This window comes from Pseudobacillus sp. FSL P4-0506, assembly GCF_038003025.1.
Taxonomy (GTDB): Bacteria; Bacillota; Bacilli; order Bacillales; family Domibacillaceae; genus Pseudobacillus.
Genome location: NZ_JBBOOI010000001.1, coordinates 107,501 through 124,372 on the forward strand (window position 1 = coordinate 107,501; position 16,872 = coordinate 124,372).

The following is a 16,872-nucleotide window of genomic DNA, read 5'->3' on the forward strand; positions in this document are numbered from 1 at the left end:
GCTTACCTATAGAGAAGGAATTCATCCTTCAAAACTGAACAAAAAACAGTGCCGTTAATTCGTTTGTGAGAACAGCGTTCTCTGTTGCTACTACGTGCGGCTAAAAGCCTGACACGGTTCACAATTTCCTTAGAAAGGAGGTGATCCAGCCGCACCTTCCGATACGGCTACCTTGTTACGACTTCACCCCAATCATCTGCCCCACCTTAGGCGGCTGGCTCCCGTAAGGGTTACCCCACCGACTTCGGGTGTTGCAAACTCTCGTGGTGTGACGGGCGGTGTGTACAAGGCCCGGGAACGTATTCACCGCGGCATGCTGATCCGCGATTACTAGCGATTCCGGCTTCATGCAGGCGAGTTGCAGCCTGCAATCCGAACTGAGAATGGTTTTATGGGATTGGCTAAACCTTGCGGTCTTGCAGCCCTTTGTACCATCCATTGTAGCACGTGTGTAGCCCAGGTCATAAGGGGCATGATGATTTGACGTCATCCCCACCTTCCTCCGGTTTGTCACCGGCAGTCACCTTAGAGTGCCCAACTGAATGCTGGCAACTAAGATCAAGGGTTGCGCTCGTTGCGGGACTTAACCCAACATCTCACGACACGAGCTGACGACAACCATGCACCACCTGTCACCGCTGTCCCCGAAGGGAAAGATCTGTCTCCAGACCGGTCAGCGGGATGTCAAGACCTGGTAAGGTTCTTCGCGTTGCTTCGAATTAAACCACATGCTCCACCGCTTGTGCGGGCCCCCGTCAATTCCTTTGAGTTTCAGCCTTGCGGCCGTACTCCCCAGGCGGAGTGCTTAATGCGTTAGCTGCAGCACTGAAGGGCGGAAACCCTCCAACACTTAGCACTCATCGTTTACGGCGTGGACTACCAGGGTATCTAATCCTGTTCGCTCCCCACGCTTTCGCGCCTCAGCGTCAGTTACAGACCAGAGAGCCGCCTTCGCCACTGGTGTTCCTCCACATCTCTACGCATTTCACCGCTACACGTGGAATTCCGCTCTCCTCTTCTGCACTCAAGCCTCCCAGTTTCCAATGACCCTCCACGGTTGAGCCGTGGGCTTTCACATCAGACTTAAGAAGCCGCCTGCGCGCGCTTTACGCCCAATAATTCCGGACAACGCTTGCCACCTACGTATTACCGCGGCTGCTGGCACGTAGTTAGCCGTGGCTTTCTGGTCAGGTACCGTCAAGGTACCAACAGTTACTTTGGTACTTGTTCTTCCCTGACAACAGAGCTTTACGATCCGAAAACCTTCTTCACTCACGCGGCGTTGCTCCGTCAGACTTTCGTCCATTGCGGAAGATTCCCTACTGCTGCCTCCCGTAGGAGTCTGGGCCGTGTCTCAGTCCCAGTGTGGCCGATCACCCTCTCAGGTCGGCTACGCATCGTCGCCTTGGTGAGCCGTTACCTCACCAACTAGCTAATGCGCCGCGGGTCCATCTGTAAGTGACAGCTAAAAGCCGCCTTTCCATTCTTCTTCATGCGAAGAAAAAGAATATCCGGTATTAGCCCCGGTTTCCCGGAGTTATCCCAGTCTTACAGGCAGGTTACCCACGTGTTACTCACCCGTCCGCCGCTAACTTGAACAGAGCAAGCTCCGTCAAGTCCGCTCGACTTGCATGTATTAGGCACGCCGCCAGCGTTCGTCCTGAGCCAGGATCAAACTCTCCAAAAAGATGTTTGACTTGCTCATGTTTTAAAAATAAGAATTAACTTACTGGCATGTATTTTGTTCAGTTTTCAAAGATCAATTTTGGAGCGGGTGATGGGAATCGAACCCACGACATCAGCTTGGAAGGCTGAGGTTTTACCATTAAACTACACCCGCATATATACTTACCTGGTCGGGAAGACAGGATTCGAACCTGCGACCCCTTGGTCCCAAACCAAGTGCTCTACCAAGCTGAGCTACTTCCCGTTAAACTTATAAATGGCGCGCCCGAGAGGAGTCGAACCCCTAACCTTTTGATCCGTAGTCAAACGCTCTATCCAATTGAGCTACGGGCGCATTTTATGGTGCGGTCGAGAGGACTTGAACCTCCACGGGGTCGCCCCCACTAGGCCCTCAACCTAGCGCGTCTGCCATTCCGCCACGACCGCATGTTTTTTTAACAACAGAACTTAATTATATCATATACCCTTTATCAAATCAAGTACTTTTCGAAACAATATTTATCTTCAAAATAAAAGACGATTGTTCATTTCGATCGGTACTTTTCTTTGATTTAACGTCACTAGAAATATATTAAAGCAATAATGTTAATTAGTCAACTATTTTTTAAAGAAATAAATCTACTTACTAGACTCCTGATCAACTGCCGTTCTTCGAACAAACTCACTAATAAAAAAACAGCCTGCCTCACGCAAGCCGCCCTCACATCAATGCGGATGAAGGGAGTCGAACCCCCACGTCCTTGCGGACACTAGAGCCTGATTCTAGCGCGTCTGCCAGTTCCGCCACACCCGCAAATAGTGAGCCATGAAGGACTCGAACCTTCGACCCTCTGATTAAAAGTCAGATGCTCTACCGACTGAGCTAATGGCTCATAGTGACTGGGCTAGCTGGATTCGAACCAGCGCATGACGGAGTCAAAGTCCGTTGCCTTACCGCTTGGCTATAGCCCATTGTTAACAATAAGAAAATGGTGACCCCTACGGGATTCGAACCCGTGTTACCGCCGTGAAAGGGCGGTGTCTTAACCGCTTGACCAAGGGGCCACAATGCTTATTAAAATAATGGCGGAGAAGGAGGGATTTGAACCCTCGCGCCGCTTACGCGACCTACACCCTTAGCAGGGGCGCCTCTTCAGCCTCTTGAGTACTTCCCCAAAATGGCTCCGCAGGCAAGATTCGAACTTGCGACCGATCGGTTAACAGCCGATTGCTCTACCACTGAGCTACTGCGGAATATAAAATTCATTTTATCGACAATTTGTATTATATTAAAGTAGAGTACATGAGTCAACAACTTTGTCCAATAAAATTAAAAACTCCCCATTCCTTTTCCTCATTCACCAAATTCAACCATTATTTTTAGTCTACTGCTCTCTCTTCTTTGAACTTAATCGTTCCTTTACATTTTCCACATACATAACGGGCTGTATCAATCTTTCTTCTACGATGGTACGCAAGGTGGCAATTAGTGCATTCATAAACCAACAAACGCCTTAGCTGTTTGGGCTTTGTTTTCTCCAACGGAGTGCAATACCTAGGCCCTTGCACCTTTTCTAGCAGCTGCTTAAAATCCCGATCACGATGTTTATGTCCTTTTCCTTCTAAATGCAGGTGATAGTGACATAGCTCATGCTTGATAATACCTTCCACTTCTTCCCGCCCATAGGCCTCCAAATACTTTTTATTCACTTCAATATTATGGGACCGCATCATATAGCGGCCACCAGTAGTTCTTAATCTTGAATTAAATGTTGCTTTATGAAGAAACGGACGGCCAAATAACTCTATTGATATCTTTTCTGTAAGCAACTGAAGTTCCTGATCATTCATTAGCCGGCCGCTCCTTTTCTTCTTCAATTATTTTTCTGAAGGAATCATTGTTAAAGAGACTCTCCCTTTTTTCTCATCCACCTGTTCAATCCAGACAGTTACAATATCACCTACAGCTGTCACATCGAGAGGATGCTTAACGAACCCTTTTTTCATTTTGGAAATATGAACAAGACCATCTTCTTTTACTCCAATATCAACGAACGCACCGAAGTCTACCACATTTCTGACAGTCCCTTGCATTTCCATACCAGGCTTTAAATCCTCCAATTTCATTACTCCTGTTTTTAACAGCGGAGTCGGCAGTTCATCGCGAGGGTCACGTCCCGGTCTTTGAAGGGCATCTTTGATGTCCTGCATTGTTAGGACCCCAATGCCTAACTCTTCTGCAGCCTGCTCAACAGAAACTTTATCCAATGTATCTTTGAGCTCTTTGGATCCTACATCTTTTGTGGTATAGCCAATACTTTGAAGCAGTTTTTTCACTTCTGAATAACTTTCAGGGTGGATCGCTGTTTTATCCAACGGTTCCTGCCCATCCATAATTCTTAAAAACCCTATACATTGCTCGAAAGTTTTCGCACCAAGCCGAGGAACTTTTTTGACTTGAGAGCGATTATTAAATTTACCGTTATCTTCTCTAAATTTAACAATATTATTAGCTACAGTTTTATTCAAGCCGGCTACATACTGCAATAATGAGGAAGAGGCTGTATTCAAATTCACTCCTACTTGGTTAACTGCTGTTTCTACTACAAATGTGAGCGACTCATTTAGCTTTTTTTGAGAAACATCATGCTGATATTGGCCTACACCAACTGATTTTGGATCAATCTTTACTAATTCAGCTAAAGGATCTTGCAACCGCCGCGCTATTGACACAGCACTTCTTTCTTCGACCTGAAAATCCGGAAATTCCTCACGTGCTGTTTCGGAAGCAGAATATACACTTGCCCCTGCTTCGTTCACAATAATATAAGCCGTTTGACATTCACTTTTCTTAATGACATCAGCTATAAATTGCTCTGTCTCTCGCGAAGCGGTTCCGTTGCCAATCGCGATAATTTCCACTCCATATTCCTTTAGAAGCTTTTGGACATGCTCTTCTGCCTCGGCTCTTTTAGATTTCGGCGGGTGCGGATAAATAACACCTATATATAATACCTTACCTGTTTCATCTACCACTGCAAGCTTACAGCCTGTTCGGTAAGCAGGATCGACGCCTAAAACTACTTTTCCCTTTAAAGGAGGCTGCAAAAGTAATTTCCTTAAGTTTTCGGAGAAAATATGAATTGCCTGATCCTCCGCCTTTTCAGTTAGTTCATTGCGTACTTCCCGTTCAACGGATGGCTGGATGAGCCGCTTGTATGCATCTTGAAGGGCTTGTTGTACATATGCTCCAGCTTCGACTTTGTCATCCACCTTATATTTCTTGCTTATGTAACGCACGATTTTTTCTGAATCTGTATGGATGTTTACTTTTAGAACATCTTCTTTTTCCCCTCTATTCAGGGCTAATATGCGGTGCGGAACAATTTTCACAACAGGTTCTTCGTAATCATAATACATTTCATATATATTCTTTTCGTCTAACTCCCTATTTTTAACAGTTGCATGAATGCTCCCATTTTTGAAGGTTTCACTGCGAATCCACTGACGAATCGCTGCTTCATCCGCCGCCTGCTCAGCAATAATATGCAGCGCACCTTCAATTGCTTCCTCCACAGAAGAGACGCCTGTTTCGTTTGATATGTATGTTTTCGCCTGGGCTGTTACAGAAGAAGCAGGCATCTCCAAGAGCCACTCTGCTAACGGCAGCAATCCTTTTTCTTTGGCAATAGCTGCTTTTGTCCGGCGTTTTTGCTTGAAAGGACGATAAAGATCTTCTACAGCCTGAATTTTCTCTGCCTGTAAAATAGCAGATCGCAATTCCTCCGTTAGTTTCCCCTGCTCTTCAACTAGACGAATGACTTCTTCTTTGCGCGTTGATAAGTTTTGCAAGTAGGTCCACCGATTGATAAGCGATTGAATCTCCACTTCATTAAGCGCACCAGTCATTTCCTTCCGGTAGCGGGCAATAAAAGGCACAGTATTTCCTTCCTCAATCAGCCCAATGACTGCGCGTACTTTCTTTACCTCTAATTTCTCATCCTGGGCTGTTTGTTTAATCAAGCTTTCTTTGTCAATTATAGCTTCAACGGGCATGCCAATCCCCTCCTTCTCCTATCTTTCATTTTATCACAAGAAAAAAAGCCCGCGCTTATTAAAGCAGGCTTCCGATAATATAAGTAGAGTCATCGCCAGATTTGGTTGTTTCTTCCTCCAGTAGAGAGGCGATTTGTTGAATAGAACGGTTTCTCATTAGTCCTTTGACATTAAGAACGTTAATCCCGTCTGAATGCAAAAGAAATTTGCAATTCGCCTCATAGGTAAAGCGTTGTGTCCGATATTTTTGAGGCCGGCCCGATAAATAACCGGTTACCGGCAGTGGGTAAGTTAATTTTTCCTTGTCAGTATATAAATAAAACCGAATATTGCCAACGCAACTATATTCAAATTCACGGGTATTAAAATAAACTTTTAAAATAGCAACGGCTGCTCCTCTTTTTTGATAAAGAACATTATTGCTTAAACTCATTAGAAGATCAACCGACTCGTGATGGTTCTCTTCTACTATTTTTGTTACAGCCGATGAAGAATGAAAAGCAAACTCCCCACTACCCAGTCCATCTGCCAACACACAGATTAAATAGTCATCTGTTGTGTGAATATAGTAACTGTCACCGCAAAATGGCTGGCCGCCTTTTGCGGCTTTATTAGCACAGATCTCTAGCTGTTCATTTTGAAAACAATTCATTAAGTCAACCGCTCCGATGTCATTGATTCAGCATCAATTGCTTCTTTCAGCTTCTTGATTGCTCTTCTTTGCAGGCGCGATACATGCATTTGAGAAATGTTTAGCTTATCTCCCGCATCCTTCTGACTCATATTTTCTAAATAAGTATACTGGATAATTTGACGTTCACGGTCGGACAATACGTGAAGCACCTTCTCAAGTACAAGTCGCTGGTCTACCCTCTCATAACCTTGCTCTCTATTCCCGACGATATCTAGAAGTGTCACTGTGCTGCCATCGGAATCTGCTTCAATTGAGTGGTCAACAGATAAAGCTTGATAACTCTTGCCCATCTCCATCGCTTCCAAAACTTCCTCTTCAGAAATATCAAGATAACGCGCAATCTCATCTACCTTTGGAGAACGCTGTAAGCTAGAGGTTAGCTCCTCCACTGTGGATTTAATTTTTGGCCCCAGTTCCTTAATCCGCCTTGGAACATGAACACTCCACGTCTTATCCCGCAAAAACCTCTTAATCTCTCCAACGATTGTCGGAATAGCAAAGGCTTCAAAACTCTTACCATAAGCATCATCATATCGTCTAATTGCCCCTAAAAGGCCCATCATTCCGACTTGAGCAATATCTTCATGATAAGATTTGCCTTTTGAATATTTACGGGCAATGGATTCAACTAATCCTTGGTAATGTTTTACGAGATGTTCTTGTGCTTCATTATCACTGTCGTTCTGATAAGCTTTGATCCACTCAACAACTTGCTGTTTTGTATCCTGGTTAGGTTGAGATGGTTTCCGCATCCCTCTCCACCTGCTCTCCTTCGAGGTACTTCGTCATGAACAAAGTAACCCCTTCCTTTTGATGAACCTTTACTTCGTCCATTAATGTTTCGATGAGAAATAGACCTAAGCCTCCTTCACGCAGAAATTCCACAGAATTCTCCTTGTAAGGGCCTAATGCTTTCTTTGTTTCGCGGAAATCAAAGCTTTTTCCGTTATCAGATACCATCACTTCTAAATGTTTCTGATAAAGAGCAAAGCCAACCACCACTTCACCTTCTTCATCGCCGTTGTAAGCATGCTGGACAGCGTTGGTGATTGCTTCGCTAGTAGCTATTTTCAAATCCTCAATCGCATCATATGTAAATCCCATTCTGCTCGCAATTCCTGAAAGCGTCAACCTGATAACGCCCACAAATTCCGGCTTGGCCGGGATTTTCATCTCGATGTAATCAAACGCTTCCATCATCAAACGCCACCTTCTACTTCAGAATTAATATTCATAATATCTGCAAGGCCGGTGATATCAAACAATCTTCTCAAGCGTTCTGATAAACCAATCAACTGCAGAGTGCCCCCATTAGCATTTAAACTTTTGAAAAGCCCAACGAATACACCTAGACCTGTACTGTCCATATAAGATACTTCAGACAAATCAATTACTATGTTCGCCTTTTCTTTCTCGGTATATGGAAAAACAGTCTCACGAAGCTTAGGTGCTGTATATGCATCAATTTCTCCAGTGATTCTCACTGTGATTTGTTGTTCTGTTTCTTTTACGTCAATTGTAATATTCATTTTAAACCCACCTCTTCTTTATTACTCCACTGTTTTTAAAGTATACCCAGCTGAAAGAGAGATAAACCTTTTCTTACTTTATTCTCTTTAAAATAATTAAAGTGAAGTCATCCCGCAGCTGGAAGTCTTGTAAAAACTCAAGTTCTTTATATACCTTATCTGCAATCTCTTGGGCTTCCAGGTGAATATATTTTTTAATGTATCCCATTAACGTATCTACTTCTATAAAGCCTTCTTCGGTTCGGCATTCTGTTACGCCGTCAGACATAAGCAGAATAATATCCCCTACTTCAACTTTTTTCTCAAACTGGCGGTATTTTGTTTTCTTATCTACACCAAGCAAGAGCCCTTTTGCATACAACTCTTCAAATTCTTTTGTTTCATGATTGTAGAAAAAGCCCGGTTCATGACCTGCGGAAGAATAATAGAATGTATGATTCATTGTATTATACATCCCATAGAACATGGTAATAAACATTGTCGGGTCTACATTTTGTTCTACCACTCTATTTAGGCTTTCCAGCACGCGGCTCGGTTCATGCCGTCCCTCTGGTAAACTATCCATGGAATATTTGATCATTGACATGCACAGCGCCGCCGGAATTCCTTTTCCAATTACATCCGCAATGGCCACACTGACAGCTCCCTGCTCATCCTGAACAAAATGATAATAATCCCCGCTCATTTGTCTCGCCGGCACGCTAATAGCTCCTATGTCAAGGCAATCCACATTCGGAACCTGCGTCCCTAGAAGTGTTTGCTGCATATTAGCCGCCACTTCAATCTCACTTTTTAATTCCTGCTGAATCGTCCGCAAATTTTGATGCTCACGATAAGCAAGACCATACGCCATCATCACTTCAAGCAAGATGTCGAAAGAGGGGAGCATCGCCTCGGAAGTTTCTATTCCGAGTTCCAACAAAGCAGTTCTATGGAGACTGATAATTTCTTCGGGAGAGACTTTATGTTCAATGGATTTTCTACTGAACTTTTGACTAAGATACAAAGCTTGCTCGTTTTGATCCCTCATATAGCTCTCAAGAATTTCTTTATATTTTTCTTGCATTGCTTCCCTAAATTCCATACTTGCCCTCCTTATCGGAGCCACTTGATTGCCTTAATGAGAGTCCCCTCTCCTGGAGTAGAGTCAATTGTAAACTCATCTACAAGGCGTTTCACCCCAGGCAAACCGGCTCCAAGTCCTCCAGAGGTGGAGAAACCGTCTTCCATTGCTTTACGAAGATCTTGGATACCAGGTCCCTGATCTTCTGAAATAATGATTAACCCGGTTTTTCCGGCAGCCTCTGTCTTTTCTATGCATACCTGGCCCTGACCGGCATAAAGGTAAATATTACGCGCCAGCTCACTGATAGCTGTCGTGATACGGGCCTGGTCGACCGTGCCAAATCCTAGATCTTTGGCCACATTCCTGCCAAGCTGCCTTGCAGCTACGATGTCCCATTCATTTGTAATCTTGACGCAAGAATCCATAGATTAGTCCTCCAGTTCCCGTTGAAGTTTCTCCAAACCTTTTTCTAAATCAAGAGCTGTCAAGACATCTTCAAGACGTATACCCAATTCGATCAAGGTAATAGCAACGGCTGGCTGAATTCCTGTGATCACAACTTTCGCTCCCATAAGCTTCGACATGCTGATTACATCTCCGAGCACTTTAGCGATGAAAGAATCGATAAAATCAATAGAAGTTAAATCAATCACCACTCCCCGGGCGCTCGTTTCATGAATTTTGTGCAGCAAATCCTCTTGGAACTGCAGGGCAGTCTGATCGTCCAGTTCCCATTGAATTGAAATCAGCAGACAATCATGAAGTTTTAAAATTGGTATTCTCATCGTTCTTCCTCCACTTCAATGATTTTTCTTTCCGTCATCTCAAGAGCTTCTTCAATCCCTTTTTTCAAGGTACTTGTAGTAATAACCTGATCCAGATTAATACCTAGAGTGACGATCGTTTGAGCGATTTCCGGACGGATGCCCACGATCATACATTTAGCACCAACAAGCCGGACAGCATCCGCCGCCTGGATGATATGATGTGCCACCATCGTGTCCACAACCGGAACCCCCGTAATATCAATAAGAACAACTTCCGAACGATGGTTAACTACCCCATCAAGCAAGTTTTCCATAATAAGTTTAGCTCTTTCTGTATCAATCGTTCCTACAAGAGGCATAACTGATATTTTCTCAAAAACCGGGATAAGAGGGGCGGATAATTCCTGAAGGGCAATCTTTTGCAAAGAAACCGTGCGTTCCCACGTATCAGCATAAGTATCAATAATCGTGTTATATAAAGGGAACATCCAGCGCTCAAATTCAAAAGAAAATTCGATATAATTATGCTGTCCAACCAATTCTTCCTTTGTCATTCCCTCGGATATAATGTGGCTAAATGTATGCAGCCCAAGTGTAATAACAGTAAGGGGCCATCCTAGTCTGACAATCTTCTCCGCAAATCCAGTAACTTTTGACTGAAATTCTTCTTCCGTTTCAGTAAAATTGGAAATAAGCAACTCGATAAACTCACTGCTTGTTTGTGTAAACATTTGATCAGACATCGTTTGAACAGCACGCTCATCTGCGTCTTGTTTCATTTTGCTAATCCATTCGCTCAATATTTGACTCTTATGGGTTTGCACATAGTTAAAAATTAATTTACGCATTAAGACAACTCCAATTCTTCTTTTTCGATGACTACGCATCTGCTCTATGTAGAGACTGTCCCATAAACGCCCGGCTCCTTCCCTCTCTATAACACATAGAGATTTTCATCCAAGGAAACCGAAGGCAGCTGACTCCTTACTTTCCAGACAGCCCCGTCCGCTTATTATCCCCAAATCCACTTTCTCAATTTTAACAATTTCGAACATAAAACTAAACCGATTTCCATTTCCTTTTTTTGTATCCGCCGATATTTATCGTCACTACTAAACATTATAATGTTTATTTCGTCAATTAAAAAGCGAGAGTACTGCCTGCCGGCAAAATATCATCTAAAAAAATAAGACGCCCGGCTAGTATAACCTAGCGGGCGTCTATTTAAAACTGAATAAGACCTAAGCTGATCTGCAAGGCTTCGTCCACTTTTTCCATCATTTCCTCATCAAGTTGAGTGATTTTATCCGTTAAACGCTGTTTGTCGATCGTCCGGATTTGCTCAAGTAAGATAACGGAATCACGTTCAAAGCCATAACGCTTTGCATCAATTTCAACATGTGTAGGCAACTTAGCTTTTTGAATTTGCGCTGTTATAGCAGCAACAATAATAGTGGGACTGAACCGATTCCCGATGTCGTTTTGAACTACTAGCACAGGCCGCACGCCGCCTTGCTCTGATCCGACAACAGGGGACAGGTCTGCAAAATATACGTCACCACGCTTAACTATCACACGGATTATCCTCCACTTACTAAACGTTCTACAGTATTTCCGGCCTCATACTCAGCTTGCATGGCCTCCGAGGCGATAGCTAAGTTGATCTTAGCCATTTCCATGTACCCGCGCCGCATAGATTCTCTAATCTGACGTTTTTTTCTTTCCCGAAGATACATTTTTGTTGCTCTGTAGATAAATTCATTGCGGTTAACCTTCTCAAGTTCAGCATACCCGTCTAGTTCTTTAACAAATTGTTGTGGCAAACGAATTAACACTTCTGTTGTTGCGCTTGATTCAGACACGAACTACACCTCCACCAATCACTACACCGTCTCGTTAACTGTCCTTTTCATCATATCATCTTTTCTTTTACAAGGGAAGGCGAATTCAAATTTCCCAGCTATTATCTTAAAATAACAGAGAAAAAAAGCGCAAATCCACTAAAAGCTTGACGGAAAATGCCGATAAATATAAACTTGAATTTTTATTTAATCAGGGGGTTTACAATCTCGACAATTTCTCCGTTTTGCTTATAAACTCTCGGTACGCGTGCGGTAACAATACAGGGAACCTCATAATTAATTGTCTCCATCTTCCGGGCAATATCATCCATGGTAATTTCTTCCTCGCCTTGCTTGCCGATCAGTGTTACTTTTGTTCCTATGGGCATTTCTTCGGGCAGACGGATCATGCATTGATCCATACACACTCTGCCGACAATCGGCGCTTTTTTCCCACCGACAAGCACAGCTTGTCCCTGAAGCTTGCGCAGCCAACCGTCAGCATAGCCGATCGGCAACGTGGCAATCCATTCCTCCTGCTGCGTTTCATACGTGGCTCCATAGCTGATTTTTTCACCTTTGTTCAGCTTTTTTATATGAACGATTCTCGTATGAAGAGAGAAAGCCTGCTTTAATGGAAACGGTAGCTCTGTTTTCATGTCCTCAGATGGTGAAAGGCCGTACATCGAGATACCAAGACGAACGGCATTAAAATAAGCTTTTTGAAAACGCAGCGTCGTTGCACTGTTGGCACAATGGATGAAGGCCGGTTTAATTTCAAGCGCAGCAATCATCTTTGTAAAAGTCTGGTACTGCTCTTCAAAGTAATCTGTGTGCAAGTCATCCGCCGTGGCAAAGTGAGTGAACACTCCCTCCAGAAAGAACTTAGGTGAACGCTCGATAAACTCAGCAAGTTCATTGAGTTCTGCTGCTGTCTTTACTCCGAGCCGCCCCATTCCTGTGTCACACTTAATATGCACGCGAAGTACCTGACCATCCTCAAGATGCTTCTCAGCTTTTTCCAACCATTCCTTCTGAAAGACAGTTAATGAGATTTGCTGCTCGGCCGCTATTTTTGCTGTATGCGGACTACTCGCCCCCAATACGAGCAGCGGCACAGGTAAGCCAGCTTCCTTTACAGAAAGCGCCTCATCAAAGAAAGCGACAGCGAGCCCTTGAGCTCCTGCCTCTACAGCCGTTTTTGCTATTTGTATATCTCCATGCCCATAAGCATTGGCCTTCACTACAGCAAACAGCTTTGTATGTTCAGGAAGCAGCTTCAGTGTCTCCCTCACATTGTGCGAAATATGATCAAGATTGATCTCTGCCCATGTATCACGGTAAAACTTAGTCTCTACTGTCAACATATGCCCCTTCTTTCTTATCTGTATACGTGAAGCTGTAAAATTAGATTGCTTGTCAACCTTATTTTAAGTATACAGCAAGAAGGGATCAACAGATTCTAGATAACAAGGATGTTCGATTCACTCCCTTCTCAGAAAAAGAAATAATTAAGAGCCAGAAATGTTACTTCCACCCTTGGGCTGCCTAGTAATTAAAAAAGCTATCCCTGCCAGCACCAATGAGCCTGTAAGCGAAATCTTCTGCCCGCTGGCTCCTTTGTTAAACACCCTCTGAAATTTCCCTTTTTCCATTGACAAGTTTTATATTTAAATAAAGAAAAAGGAACGTCAAATTCCCGTTCCTAAAGCGCCCAATCCAAGGCGGCTGTATCCGTCTACTTTTCCATTTCCGCCTGCATAGAGCGGGCTACTTCAATCATCTCAGCTTCGCTTAAATCTTTAGAAGCAATCATATAGTCTATCCCCTTATAAGTCCAAGAAAGGGACTGATCTGTGATCTCACCAAACGCAAAACCAAGATCGGCCATTTCCCCGCTCATACTAGCCGTTTCCACCGAGGCAGCTGACGGAGTAACCGCCTTTTCCTGAACCACTGTGAACGACTTGTCTCCTCCATACGTAAGAACAATTCGTTTACCACTAGCTGTTAACATTTCATTTTCCTCGAGCAAACGGCTGCCAACAACTTCTGCCTGCGGGTAAAAAACCGTGAACTCCTTTTCCTGTTCCTGAGCAAGCACCGGCATTTCCAATTGAGCTCCGGTCATATTCTTTTTCACATCAAAAGATGATTTCTCAAAACTCGCTTTAAAATCTACTTTTGTAAAACTGACAGTCAATACCGGTTTGCGGTCCGGATCCATCACCTTTACAGAAACAGGGGACAAATCACGTTTGTTAAAAGTGATTTCCTGAAGCGGAAGCATGTGGCTGTTTGGATACCTTGTCTTTGTTTCAAACACATAGTGTTTGTCTGTTTCTTCAAAGGTTGCCTCCTGATCGCTTTTAATGTCTTTGACAAGTGATTCGAACAAATAAGCTTGACTGCTGTTTTTCGGCCAATCACTTTGAAATTTAAAGCTTTTATTCAAAGACGGCGTTAAAACATATACACCTGATTCGTTCTTCAGGATCATCTGACTTTGATCCTTTTTATCATTGGACAATTCTACACGGTAAAAGTTATTTTCTTTATTCCAAATTTCCACGTGATATGCCTGTTTTTCCTCTCCTGTCTGCAGCGTCATTTGCGCGGTAGCCTTGTATCCCTTCATCTCTTCCGCTTTCTCATTTAAATCCTTTGTCACATCCTCCTTAGATTTTGCTCCGCAGGCAGAAAGAACAAATAAAGCAACCAGGCATAGCAGCCAGACTAACCTTCTTTTTGTCATTTCCTCACAACCCCTTTCGCATTAAAAATATATGAGACAACCTTTCAAAATATGATTGTCCAAAAGGGGCTGTTTCTTTTTATTTATTTTTCTATGATGACTTGAGCAGCTGCATATTCTTTGCTATGTGTAATAGATAAATGTACTCCCTCAAAAAAAGGGGATTTAATATAAGGTTTGCCGTATTCATCTGCCTCTGTTTCAATATCTTGAAAAGACAGCTGCTCACCAATGCCGCTTCCAAGCGCTTTAGCGAACGCTTCTTTTGCAGCAAAGCGGCCAGCTGCATATTCATATTGGCGCCTGCCATTCCTGCTGTTAAACACTTCTCTCTCTTTCTCTGTTAAAATTCGTTCAACAAACTTTGGCTGCCTTTGTATGAGCCTTTGGATCCGGCTAATCTCTACAATATCCATTCCAATGCCTCTTATCATGTTAGTTAACCCTTCTTCCTTAATTCGTACCACTGGTATATTTTTTCCCCATCAACTGCTGAAGCATCTATTAGTTTTATTTTTTTGCCGCCTATCCCACTCCTGATCACTGAATGAATGGATGACAGTTTTTTTCGCCTTTGCCGCCATGTATTTATCATTTCCAACGATTGAATACGATTCTTCATCATAAAAGCTGTTTGGAGGGAGACCCTTCTCGTTCTAACAGTAAATTGGTTCCCTTGAATATTCCATCCAACCGCTTTGAAGCAAATAAACCCATAAAGAGCCGCAGGCAGAAAAACAGCTAGAAACGCCAAGCCAAATGGCCAAAAAAACCAGGTAGCTAGCGCCACCGGTAAAGCCAGATATAAGCAAGCTCTTCCCATATACCTGCTTATCGCTTGTGCCGGAGCAGGAGTCAGCTTTACTGAAAAACAATAATCTGGAAAGATTTCCGCCAGCATCTTTAGTGCTTGTTCTTTTTTTACCATCGGCATAACGACCATATTTGCATTGTCTTTCTCTTTAGCCGTTCCTCCCGCACTTTCTAGATGAACAGAACAGTAACCCAACCCTTGCCTGAGCGGATTCTCTAGAATAGTAATTCCCTGTATACGATCCATCGGGACTGTCAGCTGCTGTTTTTCAAGCAGTCCTCGTCGGATGATCAAACTTTCTTCCTTGTGACACAGAGTAAACCCCGCATATCTCAATAAGGTCATTCCAATTGAAATAATCCAGGCGGCAAATAAAGCCAGAAAAACAATGAATGCAATAAAGACGGTTCCCATTTCGATAAAATGTGAAGCTTCTTTAAAAATCTTCTCATAGGGAATGATATCTTGAAACTGGGATAGAAAAGCGAATACCGCCGAAACGACCACACCGATCCCTCCTGATGTGGCGGCTAGGAGCAACAATTCGGACAGTTGAGCTTGATAAATAACGTCTTCTTCCCCGTTTGTCTTTACTTTCTCAAGGAGATCATCGGTAACATCTACTGGGGCTTTTCGCTTTTTTTCTTGGTTAATTAATTGTTGAAGAGCTTGTGCTTCTTCTTTTGTAATAGCAGTCAACTCTGCTTCCGATTCAGATTCAGCCCCTGCTCCCGCTGTCTCTACTGTAATTTTCACAAGACCAAACATCCGGTGCAGCAGCCCCTCTGACACATTTAAGCTTTGAATGCGCTCGATTGGAATATAGCGTTTCTTTTTCACGAAGAGACCATATTCAATTTTAAATTCATTTTCTTCCAGTCTATAAGTAAAGCGCAGCCATTTAACAATACCAGAAATAAGAACGTATAGAACGACCATTCCTATAGCTACAATCGGGAAATAGTCCCAAAAACTATTCCGCTCTCCGTTTCCGATAAAAATCACGAAAACAACAGGCAGGATAAGACTTTTCAATTCCTTAAAAAAAGTTAACAACGCAGCGATAGGATGAAGCTTCTTAGGATTAGACATCTTCTTCCGCCACCCTTGCAAGAGCCGAAATGACCCTTCTCATTTCTTCCGCCTCTTCCATCTCAACGGCTGGTATTTCATGAATTGTCGCGGCCGTCGAGATTTTAATCGCCCCTAGACCATATTTACGCAAGAGCGGTCCTTGTTCTGTATCGACATGCTGCACACGGGTCATAGGGATCAGCGTACGACGAACAACAAATACCCCTCGCTGCAGCTCAATCTCCTGCTCCCTCACTTCATACCTCCATCTTTTCCATCGCATATTCGGCAGAGCCATAACAACCGTCAGCACTTCTAACACGCCCACTGCTACAAGAAGAAAAAGAATCCATAACGGCCACTGTTTAATCACAATGAATACACCAGCTCCGATAATTAAGAGCCATAAGAAAACAGAACTGATGCTCCCTGATATTCTCCATACTTTTAAAGCTTTTTTTGAAATTCTTTTTGCAGGTTCTTCCATATTCATATTCACAGCCTTCATCATTGTTTTCCTGTTATAACGTTTTAAAGCTGGTAAAAGTTTCATCTTCTTTCACTTTTTCTAGAAAAACCGGTATGTGATCAAGAAACTTCCATGAAAAAAA

The 16,872-nt window shown here is 43.3% G+C and carries 17 protein-coding genes, 10 tRNA genes and 1 rRNA gene; all 28 read right to left on the reverse strand.

Annotated elements, in window-relative coordinates:
• Positions 1-133: 133 nt before the first annotated feature.
• A 16S ribosomal RNA gene (locus tag MKZ02_RS00480) occupies positions 134-1,687 on the reverse strand.
• Positions 1,688-1,766: 79 nt separating this feature from the next.
• A tRNA-Gly gene (locus MKZ02_RS00485) sits at positions 1,767-1,840 on the reverse strand.
• Positions 1,841-1,853: 13 nt separating this feature from the next.
• Positions 1,854-1,930, reverse strand: a tRNA-Pro gene (locus MKZ02_RS00490).
• Positions 1,931-1,943: 13 nt separating this feature from the next.
• Positions 1,944-2,020, reverse strand: a tRNA-Arg gene (locus tag MKZ02_RS00495).
• 6 nt (positions 2,021-2,026) lie between these two features.
• Positions 2,027-2,112: transfer RNA gene (locus MKZ02_RS00500), tRNA-Leu, on the reverse strand.
• A gap of 283 nt (positions 2,113-2,395) precedes the next feature.
• Positions 2,396-2,479 (reverse strand) — tRNA-Leu (locus MKZ02_RS00505).
• Positions 2,480-2,485: 6 nt separating this feature from the next.
• Positions 2,486-2,558, reverse strand: a tRNA-Lys gene (locus MKZ02_RS00510).
• Positions 2,559-2,565: 7 nt separating this feature from the next.
• A tRNA-Gln gene (locus MKZ02_RS00515) sits at positions 2,566-2,637 on the reverse strand.
• 18 nt (positions 2,638-2,655) lie between these two features.
• Positions 2,656-2,730, reverse strand: a tRNA-Glu gene (locus MKZ02_RS00520).
• Between the two features lie 19 nt (positions 2,731-2,749).
• A tRNA-Ser gene (locus tag MKZ02_RS00525) sits at positions 2,750-2,840 on the reverse strand.
• Positions 2,841-2,844: 4 nt separating this feature from the next.
• A tRNA-Asn gene (locus MKZ02_RS00530) sits at positions 2,845-2,919 on the reverse strand.
• Between the two features lie 126 nt (positions 2,920-3,045).
• Positions 3,046-3,516 (reverse strand): SprT family protein, encoded by a 471-nt coding sequence (locus MKZ02_RS00535; RefSeq protein WP_340851316.1) that lies wholly within the window; start codon positions 3,514-3,516, stop codon positions 3,046-3,048.
• A gap of 27 nt (positions 3,517-3,543) precedes the next feature.
• Positions 3,544-5,721, reverse strand: a complete 2,178-nt coding sequence (locus tag MKZ02_RS00540; RefSeq protein ID WP_340851318.1) for a Tex family protein — start codon at positions 5,719-5,721, stop codon at positions 3,544-3,546.
• Between the two features lie 58 nt (positions 5,722-5,779).
• Positions 5,780-6,373: a PP2C family serine/threonine-protein phosphatase gene (locus MKZ02_RS00545; protein WP_340851319.1), complete on the reverse strand. Its 594-nt coding sequence runs from the start codon at positions 6,371-6,373 to the stop codon at positions 5,780-5,782.
• Complete coding sequence (gene sigB / locus MKZ02_RS00550; RefSeq protein WP_120036091.1) at positions 6,373-7,167, reverse strand: RNA polymerase sigma factor SigB; 795 nt, start codon at positions 7,165-7,167, stop codon at positions 6,373-6,375. Before sigB ends, MKZ02_RS00545 begins: the two co-directional genes overlap by 1 nt.
• Positions 7,145-7,615 carry an anti-sigma B factor RsbW gene (gene rsbW, locus MKZ02_RS00555; protein ID WP_120036090.1) on the reverse strand — a complete coding sequence of 157 codons (471 nt, stop codon included), beginning with the start codon at positions 7,613-7,615 and terminating at the stop codon, positions 7,145-7,147. The genes sigB and rsbW overlap by 23 nt, the downstream gene beginning before the upstream one ends.
• Positions 7,615-7,944 carry an anti-sigma factor antagonist gene (locus MKZ02_RS00560; RefSeq protein ID WP_120036089.1) on the reverse strand — a complete coding sequence of 110 codons (330 nt, stop codon included), beginning with the start codon at positions 7,942-7,944 and terminating at the stop codon, positions 7,615-7,617. Before MKZ02_RS00560 ends, rsbW begins: the two co-directional genes overlap by 1 nt.
• 73 nt (positions 7,945-8,017) lie before the next feature.
• A complete protein-coding gene (locus MKZ02_RS00565) occupies positions 8,018-9,028 on the reverse strand; it encodes a PP2C family protein-serine/threonine phosphatase (protein ID WP_120036088.1) in 1,011 nt (336 codons plus the stop codon).
• Positions 9,029-9,039: 11 nt separating this feature from the next.
• Complete coding sequence (locus tag MKZ02_RS00570; protein ID WP_120036087.1) at positions 9,040-9,435, reverse strand: anti-sigma regulatory factor; 396 nt, start codon at positions 9,433-9,435, stop codon at positions 9,040-9,042.
• Between the two features lie 3 nt (positions 9,436-9,438).
• Positions 9,439-9,795, reverse strand: a complete 357-nt coding sequence (locus MKZ02_RS00575; protein ID WP_049659773.1) for an STAS domain-containing protein — start codon at positions 9,793-9,795, stop codon at positions 9,439-9,441.
• On the reverse strand, positions 9,792-10,625 hold the full coding sequence (locus tag MKZ02_RS00580) for an RsbT co-antagonist protein RsbRA (protein ID WP_120036086.1): 834 nt from the start codon (positions 10,623-10,625) through the stop codon (positions 9,792-9,794). Before MKZ02_RS00580 ends, MKZ02_RS00575 begins: the two co-directional genes overlap by 4 nt.
• A 376-nt stretch (positions 10,626-11,001) precedes the next feature.
• Positions 11,002-11,352: a type II toxin-antitoxin system PemK/MazF family toxin gene (locus tag MKZ02_RS00585; RefSeq protein ID WP_041100719.1), complete on the reverse strand. Its 351-nt coding sequence runs from the start codon at positions 11,350-11,352 to the stop codon at positions 11,002-11,004.
• A 5-nt stretch (positions 11,353-11,357) separates the two neighbouring features.
• Positions 11,358-11,639 carry a CopG family ribbon-helix-helix protein gene (locus MKZ02_RS00590; protein ID WP_120036085.1) on the reverse strand — a complete coding sequence of 94 codons (282 nt, stop codon included), beginning with the start codon at positions 11,637-11,639 and terminating at the stop codon, positions 11,358-11,360.
• A gap of 182 nt (positions 11,640-11,821) precedes the next feature.
• Positions 11,822-12,985: an alanine racemase gene (alr, locus tag MKZ02_RS00595; protein WP_340851328.1), complete on the reverse strand. Its 1,164-nt coding sequence runs from the start codon at positions 12,983-12,985 to the stop codon at positions 11,822-11,824.
• A gap of 371 nt (positions 12,986-13,356) precedes the next feature.
• On the reverse strand, positions 13,357-14,373 hold the full coding sequence (locus MKZ02_RS00600; RefSeq protein ID WP_120036083.1) for a LolA family protein: 1,017 nt from the start codon (positions 14,371-14,373) through the stop codon (positions 13,357-13,359).
• 83 nt (positions 14,374-14,456) lie between these two features.
• The gene (acpS, locus tag MKZ02_RS00605; protein WP_120036082.1) at positions 14,457-14,807 is read right to left on the reverse strand and encodes a holo-ACP synthase; all 351 of its coding nucleotides are present in this window, start codon (positions 14,805-14,807) and stop codon (positions 14,457-14,459) included.
• 5 nt (positions 14,808-14,812) lie between these two features.
• The gene (locus MKZ02_RS00610) at positions 14,813-16,279 is read right to left on the reverse strand and encodes a PH domain-containing protein (protein WP_340851332.1); all 1,467 of its coding nucleotides are present in this window, start codon (positions 16,277-16,279) and stop codon (positions 14,813-14,815) included.
• On the reverse strand, positions 16,272-16,754 hold the full coding sequence (locus tag MKZ02_RS00615; RefSeq protein ID WP_445324334.1) for a PH domain-containing protein: 483 nt from the start codon (positions 16,752-16,754) through the stop codon (positions 16,272-16,274). Before MKZ02_RS00615 ends, MKZ02_RS00610 begins: the two co-directional genes overlap by 8 nt.
• Positions 16,755-16,872 lie beyond the last annotated feature (118 nt).